This window comes from Streptomyces sp. Je 1-4 4N24 (assembly GCF_026239515.1).
Lineage (GTDB): Bacteria > Actinomycetota > Actinomycetes > Streptomycetales > Streptomycetaceae > Streptomyces > Streptomyces nigrescens.
Map to the genome: position 1 here is coordinate 2,267,789 of NZ_CP110836.1, position 14,112 is coordinate 2,281,900.

At 72.1% G+C, this 14,112-nt stretch carries 8 protein-coding genes and 2 pseudogenes; 3 read left to right on the top strand and 7 right to left on the bottom strand.

Annotation, left to right across the window (positions count from 1 at the left end):
• The first annotated feature begins 85 nt into the window (after positions 1-85).
• Positions 86-1,063, top strand: coding sequence for a ScbA/BarX family gamma-butyrolactone biosynthesis protein (locus SLV14N_RS09625; protein ID WP_208680584.1), 978 nt, complete (start codon positions 86-88; stop codon positions 1,061-1,063).
• Between the two features lie 132 nt (positions 1,064-1,195).
• Here SLV14N_RS09625 and SLV14N_RS09630 read toward each other — a convergent pair whose 3' ends face one another.
• Together SLV14N_RS09630 and SLV14N_RS09635 are read right to left on the bottom strand one after the other, a co-directional pair.
• Complete coding sequence (locus SLV14N_RS09630; RefSeq protein ID WP_263273087.1) at positions 1,196-3,523, bottom strand: bifunctional salicylyl-CoA 5-hydroxylase/oxidoreductase; 2,328 nt, start codon at positions 3,521-3,523, stop codon at positions 1,196-1,198.
• A 2-nt stretch (positions 3,524-3,525) separates the two neighbouring features.
• A complete protein-coding gene (locus SLV14N_RS09635; protein ID WP_208680585.1) occupies positions 3,526-4,353 on the bottom strand; it encodes an enoyl-CoA hydratase family protein in 828 nt (275 codons plus the stop codon).
• A 302-nt stretch (positions 4,354-4,655) separates the two neighbouring features.
• Here SLV14N_RS09635 and SLV14N_RS09640 point away from each other — a divergent pair.
• Both SLV14N_RS09640 and SLV14N_RS09645 read left to right on the top strand, forming a co-directional pair.
• Positions 4,656-4,901: pseudogene (locus tag SLV14N_RS09640) on the top strand (ATP-binding protein); the annotation flags it as partial.
• A gap of 507 nt (positions 4,902-5,408) precedes the next feature.
• Positions 5,409-5,528: pseudogene (locus SLV14N_RS09645) on the top strand (ATP-binding protein); the annotation flags it as partial.
• Here SLV14N_RS09645 and SLV14N_RS09650 read toward each other — a convergent pair.
• The 5 genes from SLV14N_RS09650 to SLV14N_RS09670 all read right to left on the bottom strand — a co-directional run bounded on the left by SLV14N_RS09650 (position 5,491) and on the right by SLV14N_RS09670 (position 14,057).
• Complete coding sequence (locus SLV14N_RS09650; protein ID WP_208680586.1) at positions 5,491-6,990, bottom strand: amino acid permease; 1,500 nt, start codon at positions 6,988-6,990, stop codon at positions 5,491-5,493. The pseudogene SLV14N_RS09645 and the gene SLV14N_RS09650 overlap by 38 nt on opposite strands.
• A 189-nt stretch (positions 6,991-7,179) precedes the next feature.
• Positions 7,180-8,184, bottom strand: coding sequence for an ornithine carbamoyltransferase (gene argF, locus SLV14N_RS09655; RefSeq protein ID WP_208680587.1), 1,005 nt, complete (start codon positions 8,182-8,184; stop codon positions 7,180-7,182).
• 134 nt (positions 8,185-8,318) lie between these two features.
• A complete protein-coding gene (locus SLV14N_RS09660) occupies positions 8,319-9,554 on the bottom strand; it encodes an arginine deiminase (protein WP_018088821.1) in 1,236 nt (411 codons plus the stop codon).
• 151 nt (positions 9,555-9,705) lie between these two features.
• Positions 9,706-12,507 carry a polynucleotide kinase-phosphatase gene (locus tag SLV14N_RS09665; protein ID WP_263269040.1) on the bottom strand — a complete coding sequence of 934 codons (2,802 nt, stop codon included), beginning with the start codon at positions 12,505-12,507 and terminating at the stop codon, positions 9,706-9,708.
• Positions 12,504-14,057: a 3' terminal RNA ribose 2'-O-methyltransferase Hen1 gene (locus SLV14N_RS09670; RefSeq protein ID WP_263269041.1), complete on the bottom strand. Its 1,554-nt coding sequence runs from the start codon at positions 14,055-14,057 to the stop codon at positions 12,504-12,506. The genes SLV14N_RS09665 and SLV14N_RS09670 overlap by 4 nt, the downstream gene beginning before the upstream one ends.
• Positions 14,058-14,112 lie beyond the last annotated feature (55 nt).

Consider the following 14,112-nt stretch of genomic DNA (forward strand, 5'->3'; position numbering starts at 1 on the left):
CATGGTCCGTATCTTAGTGCTCGGGCCGTCACCAAGCCTCAGCCCGTCAGGGCGCTGAGAGCCGCACCTCAGAAAGGAACCCCCCATGGCCAGCGCCACGCTCACGCCGTACTTGCGCGATCAGCACCACGAGATCGAAAGCCGGCCCGCTGACGGAAACCGACCGTCGGAGCTCACCACCACCGTGCCGCGCGAGTACGTCCACCGCACCGCGGTGTCCGAGGTGTTCCTGACGAACTGGCGGCGCGGCCCGGCCGACAGCTGGGTGGTCAGCGCCCAGTGGCCGCGCGCCCACACCTTCTACGGCCCGCTCCACGGGCTGCACGACCCGATCCTGCTGATAGAGACCATGCGGCAGGCCGGCATATTACTGAGCCATGTCGTGCACCGTGTGCCGCTCGACCACCCGATCATCTGGCAGCGGGTCCGCTACGACCTCGCGCCGCAGGCGCTGCGCACCGCGCAGCAGCCCGCCGAGGTCGAACTGCACATCAGCGATCACGACATGGTCTTCCGCGGCAAGCGGCTGGTCAGCGCCCTCCAGGAGTTCCGGATCATGTGCGACGGCGCCGAGCTGGCCTCCGCGACGCTCGACTACTCCTGTCACAGCCCGGCCGTCTACCGCCGGCTGCGCGGCGAGTACAGCGATGTGGCACTCGCCAACTCCCGGACGCTGCCGCTGCCCGAGGCCGTGAGCCCGCGGCTGGTCGCCCGGGAACACGACCGCGATGTGGTGCTCTCCCCCACCGACCGGCCCGACCTCTGGCAGCTGCGGGTGGACACCTCGCACCCGGTCCTCTTCGACCACCCCGTGGACCACGCCCCCGGCATGCTGATGGTCGAGGCCGCCCGGCAGGCCGCGCAGGCGACGACGCCCGGCTTCACACTGCCGGTCTCATTCGAGTGCTCCTTCTCGCGGTACGCCGAACTCGATGCGCCGTCCTGGGTTCAGGCACGGACCACCGGCCGGGGCGACGACGACCGCCGGCAGGTCGAGGTCACCGTCGAACAGCACGGCCAGCCGGTCGTGTCGGCCCAGATCACCAGCGTGCCGACGCCCTGACCGGCCTCTGACCGGCCGCCGCGCCGGCCCGCCGGTCCCCTGACGGTTTCCCTGCCGGAGCGCACCGGCCCGCCGACGTCCCCTTTCGGACCGGCTCCGTAACGGCCCCGCCCCGCTGCCCGTGCCTCCCCGTCACTGCAGCGTGAGGCGGGGCTTCGGCGCATCCGTGCGCCCGGTGGGCGGAGTGCGGCTGCCCGCCTGGTAGGGCAGCGGCCAGGGTGCGCCCGGCCCCGCATACCCCTGCTCGGCGGCGGCGTGCAGCGTCCAGTGCGGGTCGTACAGATGCGGTCGGGCCAGCGCGCACAGGTCCGCCCGCCCGGCCAGCACCAGGGAGTTGACGTCGTCCCAGGAGGAGATCGCGCCGACCGCGATGACCGGCACCCCGAGGGTGTTGCGGATGCGGTCGGCGAACGGGGTCTGGTAGGAGCGGCCGAAGTCGGGACGCTCGTCGGGCACCACCTGGCCGGTGGACACATCGATGGCATCGGCACCGTGCTCGGCGAAGGCCTCCGCGATCGCCACCGCATCCGCCGCGGTGGTGCCGCCGTCCGCCCAGTCGGTCGCGGAGATACGGACCGTCATCGGGCGCCCGGCCGGCCAGACGGCGCGGACCGCGTCGAAGACCTCCAGCGGGAAGCGCAGCCGGCCGGTGAGATCGCCGCCGTAGGCGTCGGTGCGGTGGTTGGTGAGCGGCGAGAGGAATCCGGAGAGCAGATAGCCGTGGGCGCAGTGGAGTTCGAGAAGGTCGAAGCCGGCGCGGGCGGCGGACCGGGCGGCTCGGACGAACTGCTCGCGGACGATGGCGAGTTCGGGCTCGGTGAGGGCGTGCGGGGTCTGGTTGACGCCGGGGCGGTAGGGCAGCGCGGAGGGTGCCACGAGGGGCCAGTTGCCGTGCGGGAGGGGCTGGTCGATGCCGTCCCACATCAGCCGGGTCGAGCCCTTGCGGCCGGAGTGGCCGAGCTGGACACCGATGGCGGTGCCGGGGGCGGAGGTGTGCACGAAGTCGGTGACCCGGCGCCAGGCCGTCTCGTGCTCCGGCGCGTACAGCCCCGTACAGCCGGGCGTGATCCGCCCCTCGGGGCTGACACACACCATCTCCGTCATCACCAGTCCGGCGCCGCCCATCGCGCGGGCGCCGAGGTGGACGAGGTGGAAGTCACCCGGGGTGCCGTTGCCGTCCGCGGCGGAGTACATGTCCATCGGGGAGACCACGACCCGGTTGCGCAGGGTCAGCCCGCCCAGCCGGAACGGCGTGAACATGGGCGGTGTGCCGGTCGGGGTGCCCGCCTCGTCCTCGACGGCCGTGACGAATCCGGCGTCGCGCAGCCGCAGATTGTCATGGGTGACCCGGCGGCTGCGGGTGAGGAGGTTGAAGGCGAACTGGTGCGGCGGCTGGTCGAGGTAGGTGGCCAGCTCCTCGAACCAGGCGAGGCTGGCGCGGGCGGCACGCTGGGTGGACGCGACGACGGGGCGGCGCTCCTCCTCGTACGCGGCCAGGGCGGTGGCGGTGTCGGGCTGCTCCTGAAGACAGGCCGCCAGCGCCAGGGCGTCCTCGACGGCGAGCTTGGTGCCGGAGCCGATGGAGAAGTGCGCGGTGTGCGCGGCATCGCCGAGCAGCACCGTGTTGCCGTGCGACCAGCGCTCGTTGACGACCGTGCGGAACGCGGTCCAGCTGGAGCTGTTGCCGCGCAGCGACCGGCCGCGCAGGGCGTCGGTGAAGACCTTGGCGCACCATTCGGCCGACTCGCGCTCGTCGCAGCGGTCGAGTCCGGCCGACCGCCAGACCTCCTCGCGCATCTCGACGATGACCGTGCTGGCGCCGGCGGAGCCCTCGGGCCCGTCGGACGGTGCCGCGGGATCGTGACCGGGCTGCGGACGGGCGAAGGGGTAGGCGTGGAGCTGTACGACGCCGTGCTCGGTCTCCGCGATCTCGAAGCGGAAGGCGTCGAAGGCGAAGTCGGCGGCGAGCCAGATGTAGCGGCAGCGGTGGGTGGTCAGCTGCGGACCGAAGGCGTCGGCGTGCGCGGTGCGGGTCGTGCTGTGCACCCCGTCGGCGGCGATCACCAGGTCGTACGCGCGCGCCAGTTCGGCGGCCGGCGGGGCTTCGGTGCGAAAGCGCAGTTCGATGCCGAGGTCGCGGCAGCGCCGGTGGAGCACGGCCAGCAGCCGGCGCCGTCCGAGCGCCGCGAAGCCGTGCCCGCCGGAGGTCAGGGTGCGGCCCCGGTGGACGATGTCGATGTCGTCCCAGCGGACGAACTCCGCCTGGAGGGCGCGGTAGACCTCCGGGTCGGCGTGCTCGATGCCGCCGAGGGTCTCGTCGGAGAGCACGACGCCGAAGCCGAAGGTGTCATCGGGTGCGTTGCGCTCCCATACGGTGATCTCGCGGGTGGGGTCGAGGCGCTTGAGCAGGGCCGCTGCGTACAGCCCGCCCGGCCCGCCGCCGATGACGGCGACCCGCATGGCTATTTCCCCTGCCACTTGGGGGCCCGCTTCTCGGTGAAGGCGGCATGGAACTCCGCGTAGTCGTCGCTGTTCATCAGCAGCGCCTGGGTGGCGGCGTCCATCTCCACGGCGGCGGCCAGCGGCATGTCGAGCTCGGCGGTGAGCAGCGCCTTGGTCTGGGCGTGCGCCATCGCGGGCCCCTCGGCGAGCCGCCGGGCGAGCGCCGCGGCCGCCTCGTCGGCCCGGCCCTCCTCCGCCAACTCGCTGATCAGACCGAGCCGTTCGGCCTCCGGCGCGCGGACCGTGTCACCGAGCATCAGCAGCCGGGTGGCGTGCCCGAGGCCGATGACGCGCGGCAGCAGATAGGCCGCGCCCATGTCACCGCCGGACAGTCCGACCCGGGTGAAGAGGAAGGCGAACCGGGCGGACGGGTCGGCGACCCGGAAGTCCGCGGCCAGCGCGAGCACCGCGCCCGCCCCCGCCGCGACCCCGTGGACCGCCGCGATCACCGGGAACGGGCACTCCCGCACCGCCCGGACGACCTGCCCGGTCATCCGGTTGAAGTCCAGCAGCTGCGCGGTGTCCATGCCCAGGGTGGCGCCGATGATCTCCTCGACATCGCCGCCGGAGCAGAAGCCGCGCCCCTCCCCCGCGAGCACCAGGGCGCGTACGGAGCGCTCCCGGGACAGCTCCGCGAGCAGGTCGCGGAGGTCGGCGTAGGCCTCGAAGGTGAGCGCGTTGAGCTTGTCCGGGCGGGCCAGGGTGACGGTGGCGACCCCGTCCTGCCTCGTCACTCGGATGTGCTGCCAGGTCTGTGTACTGCGGGCGGATCCTGCGAACGGGCTCATCGGACTGCCTGCCCCCTTTGGCCGGTCGGCCGGTGGATGCTGTTCCGGATGCTCTTCGAAGTTATCACTCATTCATGACTGTCGTCATGAGAACGCGATACGACATCCGCCGTCGGCAGCCTCTCGCCACCCGCCGGGGGCCGTCGGGGTGAACCTGCCGAAGGTCCCGGCCACCGCAGGACGTAGGTCATGCCGGCCCCGGCCGCTCGCCCCTGATTCCCCACCCCCGCGCTCTCTACGGTGGGGGTATCCGATCCGGCTTCGAGCCGCCGACCCGGCCCTTTGTGAACGGACGACCGCGCATGCTGGAACCGCCCACCCCTGCGACCTGGCGCATCACGCTGCCGCGCGGTGCGACCGCGGTCCCCATCGCCCGTGCGATGGTCCGCACCGCCATGCAGGATCTCCGGGCGACGGCCGACCGGACCACCGCACAGCTGCTGGCCGCGGAGCTGGTCACCAACGTGCTCAAGCACACCCGCGGCGCCGACCCCATCGAGCTGGTGGTGGAGCTGCGGCCGGCGGGCTGCCGGATCGAGGTGCACGACGACAGTCCGCGGCTCGTCGAGGGACTCGGCGAGCCGCTTCCCCTGGCGGAACCGGACGCCCCGCTGGTGGCGTTGGCACCGGCCGGTCCCCCGCCGGTCCGCACGACGGACGGCCCCCCGGCGGCCGACGGCCATGTCCCGATGCAGCGCGCGGAGGACACCGGGCAGCAGGGCGGGCACCGCGAGGACGCGGACGGCGCCGCGGAGACCGGGGAGACCTGGGAGACCGGGAAGGGCGGACACGAAGGGCACGGCGAGGAACCCGACGGGCACGAGGAGCACGGCGCGGACGACGAGCTCGACGCGGACGGCCAGGACGGCGTGGACGGCCAGGACGACGGGCGCGAGGGGGCCGATCCCGACGACTACACCGACGCCGACGCCAACGCCCTTGCCGACGACGACAACAGCGCGGAGACCTCCGACACCTCCCCCGGCGCGGACGACGCCGATGCCGCGAACGGCATCGACGCCCCCTCCGCCGCCCCGGGCCGCGGAGGGAGCCACGGCGGCCGTGGTCTGCTGCTGATCCGGTCCCTCAGCGCCGCCTCCGGCTGCCGTCCGACGCCGCGCGGCAAGGCGGTCTGGTTCACCCTTCCCGAGCTGCGGCGCCCGCGCCGGCGCTGACGACGGCCGCACCGGCCTCGTCGGCCCCGGCCGCCGGGTCCTGCGGCACCGCGCCGAGCCGCGAGCGACGGCGCCCGTAGCACGCGTAGACCAGCGCACCGGCCACCAGGAACCCGGCGAACTGGAGCCAGGTCGCCGGACCGGTGCCGTACATCAGATAGAGGCAGAAGCCGACGCCGAGCACCGGGCTGACCGGGAAGAGCGGGACACGGAAGCGGCGCGGCAGATCGGGGCGGGTGCGGCGGAGCACCATCACACTGAGGTTGACCACCGCCATGACCGCCAGCGTCCCGATGGTCGACAGATTCATCACCGCGTCCAGCGGGACGACCGCGGCCGGCACGGCGAAGACGACCGCGACGATCCAGGTGTTGGCGACGGGGGTGGACGTCCGGGGCGAGACCCGCTCGAAGATCCGCGGGACCAGTCCGTCCCGCGACATGGACATCAGGATGCGGGTCTGGCCGTACATGACCGCCAGGACGACCGAGGCGATGGCCACGACGGCGCCGAAGGCGATCACCCCGCCGCCCAGCGTCGAGTGGGTGACGTGGTTGACGATCAGCGACAGCGCGGCGGGCCGGCCGGCGACCTGGTCGGCGGAGAGCGCGCCGATGGCGGAGACCGCGACCAGGCAGTACAGGACGGTGACCACACCGAGGGAGACCATGATCGCGATGGGGATGTTCCGCCGCGGGTCCCTGACCTCCTCACCGGCCGTGGTGATCGCGTCGAAGCCGATGTACGAGAAGAACGCGAGCGAGGCGCCGGAGGTGATGCCGGCGACGCTCTCCGGGGCGAACGGCGAAAGGTTGCCGGCCCGGAAGGCACTGAAGCCGATCACGCAGAACAGCACCAGGATCGCGAGCTTCAGCACGGCCATCGCGGCGGTCGCGCGGGCGCTCTCCCGGATGCCGCGGACGAGCAGCAGTGCGGCGAGCACCATCACGACGACGGCCGGGATGTTGACGATGCCGCCGTCGCCGGGCGGCTGGGAGAGCGCGGCGGGCAGCTGCCAGCCGGTCAGGCTGCCGAGCAGTTCGTTGAGGTACTGGCCCCAGCCGACGGCGACCGCCGAGACCGAGATGCCGTATTCGAGCAGCAGGCACCAGCCAACGAGGAAGGCGATGCGCTCGCCGAGGGTGGCGTAGGCGTAGGAGTAGGCGCTGCCGGAGACCGGTATCGCGCCGCCCAGCTCCGCGAAGGAGAAGGCGGTGAAGACGCAGGTGACGGCCGCCAGGACGAAGGACACGATGACGGCGGGGCCGGCCTCGGCGACGGTGTCGGACAGGCCGACGAAGATGCCGGTGCCGACGATGGCGCCGATGCCGAAGCAGATGAGCTGGAAGAGCCCCATGCTGCGCTTGAGGCCGTTGCCTTCGAGATCCGCGCCGGATTCGGCGATGAGGATATCGGGCGACTTGATGCGCAGTCCGGACGGACGGGAGACGGGCGGGCGCACGGTGGTTCTCTCTCTGGTGGTGCGGTGCGCGCGGCGGGGGTGGGCCGCACACAGAGCGGGGTCCGGACCGGTGGGTCCGAACCCCGCGAGCGGCTAGATGGTAACCGCTGCCACCGTATGATCGCCCGTTTGTGCGTATGGCTATGCAGTGTCCTGTTTGTGCAGTGTGCGCCCGGGCGGCGAGCGGCCCTACCGGGCGAGCGTCGCGACCAGCACCGCCTTGATCGTGTGCATCCGGTTCTCCGCCTCGTCGAAGACCACGGAGTGGGCGGACTCGAAGACCTCGTCGGTGACCTCCAGCGACGAGAGCCCGTGCCGGGCGTGGATCTCCCGGCCGACCGCCGTGCCCAGGTCGTGGTACGCGGGCAGACAGTGCAGGAACTTCACCTCCGGCTTGCCGGTGGCGCGCAGCACGTCCATCGTGACCGCGTACGGGGCGAGCAGCGCGATCCGCTCGTCCCAGACCTCCTTGGGTTCGCCCATCGAGACCCAGACGTCGGTCGTCACGAAGTCCGCACCGCGTACGCCCTCGGCCACGTCCTCGGTGAGCGTGATGCGGGCGCCACTGGCCTCCGCGAGCCGCTGCGCCTCGGCGACGACCGGCCCCTCGGGCCAGAGCTGCTTGGGTGCCACGATCCGTACGTCCATGCCGAGCAGGGCGCCGGTGACGAGGTAGGAGTTACCCATGTTGTTGCGGGCGTCGCCGAGGTAGGCGAACGCGGTCTCCGTCAGGGGGCGGCCCTGGCCGTGCTCGACCATGGTCAGCACATCGGCGAGCATCTGGGTCGGGTGCCAGTCGTCGGTCAGTCCGTTGAAGACGGGCACCCCGGCGTACGCGGCCAGCTCCTCGACGTCGGACTGGCGGCTGCCGCGGAACTCGATACCGTCGAACATCCGGCCCAGGACCCGGGCGGTGTCCTTCACCGACTCCTTGTGCCCGATCTGTGAGCCGGACGGGTCCAGGTAGGTGGTGGAGGCACCCTGGTCCGCGGCCGCGACCTCGAAGGAGCAGCGGGTCCGGGTCGAGGTCTTCTCGAAGATCAGGGCAATGTTCCTGCCCTGGAGGCGAGGGACCTCGGTGCCGGCGCGCTTGGCTGCTTTCAGCTCGGCCGCCAGGTCGATCAGTCGGCGGAACTCCTCGGCGCTGAAGTCCAGCTCCTTGAGGAAGTGGCGGCCCGTGAGGTCTATCGCCATGGGTGGGCTCCTGGTTCGCGGCGGTCGGGACGGACTCGGACCCTGGAATTATATACGCACGCCTGTATCTCTATACAGACTGCCTGCTGCCGTACGGGTCCGGCGCCTGCTCCCCGGCGGAGTACGGGTCACGCTCAGGCTGCCCCCGGCACCGCGTCCCTCGCCACCGGACAGCTCATACAGCGCGGTCCGCCGCGGCCGCGCCCCAGCTCGCTCCCCGGGATCGTGATCACCTCGATACCGCGCTTGCGGAGGAAGGTGTTCGTGGTGACGTTCCGCTCGTACGCCACCACCACACCCGGCTCCACCGCCAGCACATTGCAGCCGTCGTCCCACTGCTCACGCTCGGCCGAGTGCACATCCTGGGTCGCGGTCAGCACCCGGATGTCCGACAGGCCCAGAGAGGCCGCTATGGCGCGGTGCATATGCTCCGGCGGATGGTCGGTGACCTTGAGGTCCTGATCGCCCGAGCCCGGCTCGATGGTGTACGAGCGGAGCATCCCCAGGCCCTCGTACTGGGTGAAGGTATCCCCGTCGATCATCGTCATGACGGTGTCCAGATGCATGAAGGCCCGGCGCTTGGGCATGTCGAGCGCCACGATCGTGCGCGCCGACCCCGCCGCGAACAGCCCCCGCGCCAGCAGCTCGACGGCCTGTGGGGTGGTCCGCTCGCTCATCCCGATCAGCACCGCGCCACTGCCCAGCACCAGGACGTCGCCGCCCTCGATCGTCGAGGGGTAGTCCGCCTGCCCCTCGGACCAGACATGGAAGCCCGCACCGCGGAAGAGCGGGTGATGGCGGTAGATCGCCTCATAGTGCACGGTCTCGCGCTGCCGGGCGGGCCAGCGCATCGAGTTGATCGACACCCCGTCGTAGATCCAGGCGGAGGTGTCGCGGGTGAAGAGGTGGTTGGGCAGCGGGCCCAGCAGGAAGTCGTCCAGATCCATCACATGGAAGCGGACCGAGATCGGCTCGGCGTGCCGCTCCAGGAACTCCCGCTTGGTCATGCCACCGACCAGCGCCTCGACGAGGTCCGGCACCGGCAGCTCGTCGAAGGCCGCCCGCAGATGGTCGGTGGCCAGCGGCCCGTATTCCTTCTCGTCGAAGACCCGGTCGAGGACGAGCTGCCGGGCCTCGGGGATCTGCAGGCTCTCGGCCAGCAGATCCCCGAAGAGGTGCACCTCCACCCCCCGGTCCCGGAGCACATCCGCGAACCCGTCGTGCTCGGCCCGCGCCCGGCGCACCCACAGCACGTCATCGAAGAGCAAGGCGTCCTTGTTGGAAGGCGTGAGCCGCTTCAGCTCCAGATCGGGGCGGTGCAGGATGACCCGGCGCAGCCGCCCGGCCTCGGAGTCGACTTGGAATCCCATCCGTCCATCTTGGCCGCTCGGACGGCCCGGCGGAGGGAGTCGGGCGATGTCGGTCCGGTCGGACCGGAGCCCGGCCGGCTGCCAGCGGTCCTAGAGGGCGGCACGGGCAGGACGGGGAGGGGGTTGGCCCGCCCCTCCCCGTCGGACGCGCCTACAACCGTGGGTCCACCGGCTCCGACTCCAGGGCGAGCACCGCGAAGACCGCCTCGTGGACCCGCCACAGCGGTTCGCCGTCCGCCATCCGGTCGAGCGCCTCCAGGCCGAGTGCGTACTCCCGCAGGGCCAGCGAGCGCTTGTGGCCCAGGTGACGGACGCGCAGCCGCTGGAGGTTGTCCGGGCGGGTGTACTCCGGCCCGTAGATGATCCTCAGGTACTCGCGGCCACGGCACTTGACGCCCGGCTGGACGAGCCGTCCGTCGGCCTGCCGGATCAGCGCCCGCACCGGCTTGACGACCATGCCCTCACCGCCGTCGGCGGTCAGCTCCTGCCACCAGGCGATCCCGGCCGCGACCGAGGTCTCGTCCTCGGTGTCGACGAGGATCCGCCGGGTCGTGGCGAGCAGCCCCGGCCGGTCCGTGGCGCCCCCGGCCGTCCCGGACTCCCGGGCCGTCACCGCGCCCTCGGCCGCGATCAGCCGGTCGAGCAGGGCGAGCTGGTCGGTGTGCGCCAGCCCGGCGAGGCTGCGGCCCTGCACCGCGAGAATCTGGAACGGCGCGAGCCGGATGCCGTCCAGGTCACCGAGCCCGGCTCCGCCGCCCGGCTCCTGCGGTGCCTCGGCGGTGTCCGCCGCCGTCGCGCCGACCCGCCAGCAGTAGCGCCGGTACGCCTCCGTGAACGCGGCCGCGTCCGCGGCCCGGTCCCGCTGCCGGCCGAGCAGCGGCGACACCTCGACACCCCGGGCGGCCGCCGCCTCCAGCGCATCGAGCACGCCCGGGAACGCCGCACCGGACGCCGCGCCCACGGCCGCGTACTGCTTGCGCAGCAGACCGGTCGCCTTCAGGGACCAGGGCATCAACTCGGCGTCCAGCAGCAGCCAGCCGGTCTCCAGCCCGTCCCACAGACCGGCCTCCTCGGCGCAGTCCCGGACCCGCCGCAGAAGGCGTTCGGTCACCTCCGGGTCGTCGAAGAACGGCCGGCCGGTGCGGGTGTACAGGGCTCCCGACACCCCCTTCGGCACACCGAAGAGTTCACCGGCCACGGTCTCGTCGCGGCACACCAGGACCACTGCCCGGGATCCCATGTGCTTCTCCTCGCACACCACTTCCCGTACACCGTCGGCCCGGTAGCCGGCGAACGCCTCCGCGGGGTGCTCCAAATACCCCTCCTCCGCCGAGGTCGCGCAGGGCGCCATCGTCGGCGGGAGGTACGGCAGCAGCCGCGGGTCGATCGCGAAGCGGCTCATCACCTCCAGCGCGGCTGCGGCATTCTCCTCCTTGACCGCGAGCCGGCCCATGTACCGGGTCTCCACGATCCGCCGCCCGGCCACATCGTGCAGATCGAGCGGGCGGCCGTCCGCCCCGCCGGGCGCCTCCGTCGCGAGCGGTTTCGTGGGCTCGTACCAGACCCGCTCCGCCGGTACGTCCACCAGCTCGCGCTCCGGCCACCGCAGCGCGGTCATCGCCCCGCCGAAGACACAGCCGGTGTCCAGGCAGAGGGTGTTGTTGAGCCAGGTGGCGCGCGGGGTGGGGGTGTGGCCGTAGACGACGGCGGCGCGGCCGCGGTAGTCCTCGGCCCAGGGGTAGCGCACCGGCAGGCCGAACTCGTCGGTCTCGCCGGTCGTGTCGCCGTACAGCGCGAAGGAACGCACCCGCCCCGACGTCCGGCCGTGGTACTTCTCCGGCAGCCCTGCGTGGCACACCACGAGTCCGCCGCCGTCCAGGACGTAGTGGCTGACCAGACCGTGGATGAACTCGCCGACCTCGGTGCGGAAGGCGGCATCCTCCTTCTCCAGCTGCTCGATGGTCTCGGCGAGCCCATGGGTGTGCTGGACCTTGCGGCCCTTGAGGTAGCGGCCGAGCTTGTTCTCGTGGTTGCCGGGCACACACAGCGCATGCCCGGCCCCGACCATGCCCATCACCAGCCGCAGCACTCCGGGGCTGTCCGGCCCGCGGTCGACGAGGTCACCGACGAAGACCGCCGTACGGCCCTCGGGGTGTGCCGCGTCCACGGGCCGGCCGAGCGCGTCGCGCACCAGCGCATAGCCCAGCCTGCCGAGCAGGGTCTCCAGCTCGGAACGGCAGCCGTGGATATCGCCGATGATGTCGAACGGGCCGGTGAGATGGCGCAGATCGTTGAACCGCCGCTCCAGGACGACCTCGGCGGACTCCACCTCCTCCGGGCCCCGCAGGACATGCACCTTGCGGAAACCCTCCCGCTCCAAGTGCCGCAGGGAACGGCGGAGTTCACGCTGGTGGCGCTGGATGACCCGGCGGGGCAGCCCGGCCCGGTCGGCGCGCGCCGCATTGCGTGCGGCGCAGACCTGCTCGGGCATGTCCAGCACGATCGCCACCGGAAGGACGTCATGCTCCCGGGCCAGCCGCACCAGCTGGGCGCGCGCCTCGGACTGCACGTTGGTGGCGTCCACGACCGTCAGCCGCCCGGCGGCCAGCCGCTTGCCGGCGATGAAGTGCAGTACGTCGAACGCATCGCCGCTGGCGCTCTGGTCGTTCTCGTCGTCGCTGACCAGCCCCCGGCAGAAGTCGGAGGAGAGGACCTCGGTCGGCCGGAAGTGCCGGGCGGCGAAGGTGGATTTGCCGGAGCCGGTGGCTCCGATCAGCACCACGAGCGCGAGGTCGGGCACGGCGAGCGTACGCGGCGCCCGCTCGGGCCGGTCCTGCGCCCGCTCCGCGCGCTCCTGACGGATGCCGCCCTCCTGCCGGCTCCCGCTCTCCTGCTGGTTCTCGTGCGGGTGCTGGTTCTCCTCGCCGTACCCCGTACGGGCGTCGTCCGTCATGCCGCGACCTCCTTCCCGCTCATCGAAGCGCTGCTGTCCGCAGCGCTGCCGCCACCTTCGGGCCCCCGGCCTTCCCGGCTGCTCCCGCTGTCTTCAGGCCTACCACTTCCGTCGCCGGTGATACGGAAGTGCGCGAGCTGGGTGGGCGGACCGACCTCGGGGTCGTCCGGACCCACCGGGCCGAAGCTCACCTCGTAACCGTGCCGTGCGGCGACCCCGCGCGCCCACTGCCGGAACTCCTCCCGGGTCCACTCGAAGCGATGGTCCGCATGCCGCACGTGCCCGGCCGGCAGTGAGTCCCAGCGCACGTTGTACTCGGCGTTCGGCGTCGTCACCACGACCGTGCGCGGCCTGGCCGCCCCGAACACCGCATACTCCAGCGCCGGCAGCCGCGCCGGATCGACATGCTCGACGACCTCGCTGAGCACCGCCGCGTCATACCCCTTCAGCCGGCTGTCGGTGTACGCCAGCGACCCCTGTACGAGCCGTACGCGCTCCGACTGCCGCTCGGGCATCCGGTCCAGCCGCAGCCGGCGCCGCGCCTCGTGCAGCGCCCGCATCGACACGTCCACGCCGACGATCTCGGTGAACTGCCCTTCCTTGAGCAGCGCACCGACCAGCTGGCCCTGCCCGCAGCCCAGGTCGAGCACCCGCGCCGCCTTGGCGGAGCGCAGGGCCGCGAGGATCGCCTCCCGCCGCCGGACGGCGAGCGGCACCGGCTTGTCCTCGGTGTCCGCCTCCTCGTCCACGGCGTTGTCGAGCTCCTCGGCGGCCACATCGTCCGACTCGGCCAGCCGCTCCAGCGCCAGCCGCTCCATGGCCTGGCGTGTCAGCGACCCGCGGCGCGCGAGATAGCGGCCGACGATCACCCGCTGCTCCGGGTGGTCCTCCAGCCAGCCCTCGCCGGCCCGCAGCAGCTTGTCGACCTCGTCGGGCGCGACCCAGTAGTGCTTGGCGTCGTCCAGCACCGGCAGCAGCACATACAGATGCCGCAGCGCCTCGGCGAGCCGGCACTCCCCCTCCAGGACGAGCCGCACATAGCGCGAGTCGCCCCACTCCGGGAACGTCTCGTCCAGCGGCACCGGCTCGGCCCGCACCGTCCAGCCCAGCGGCCGGAACAGCTTGTCCACCAGCTCCGTACCGCCCCGGGCGGGCAGCACCGGCACCTCGATGCGCAGCGGCAGCGCCTGCGCCACCAGCTCGGGCCGTGCCGTGCACTGCCCCTTCATCGCGCTCGCGAAGACGCTCCGCAGCGCAACCGCCAGCAGCGAGGAGGCCGCGTACGGGCGGTCGTTCACATACTGGCCCAGCGCCGAATCCGGCGCGCCGCCACGGCCCTTGCCGCGGCTCCGGCGCACCAGGGCGATGGGATCGACCTCCAACAGCAGTGCCGCGGTGCACCGTTGTGCGTCGGCCTCCGGATAGAGGACGTGTGCGGTGCCGTGCGACGTCGAGAACTGCTGCACCTTGTCGGGATGCTTGTGCAACAGGAACCCGAGGTCGGTCGCGGGACGGTCGGCGCTGCCGGTGGTGGTTATCGTCAGGAACACGCGTCCGAGTATTACCGCAAGACAGCCCGATCCCCACTGGTTTTCCGGAAGCGCC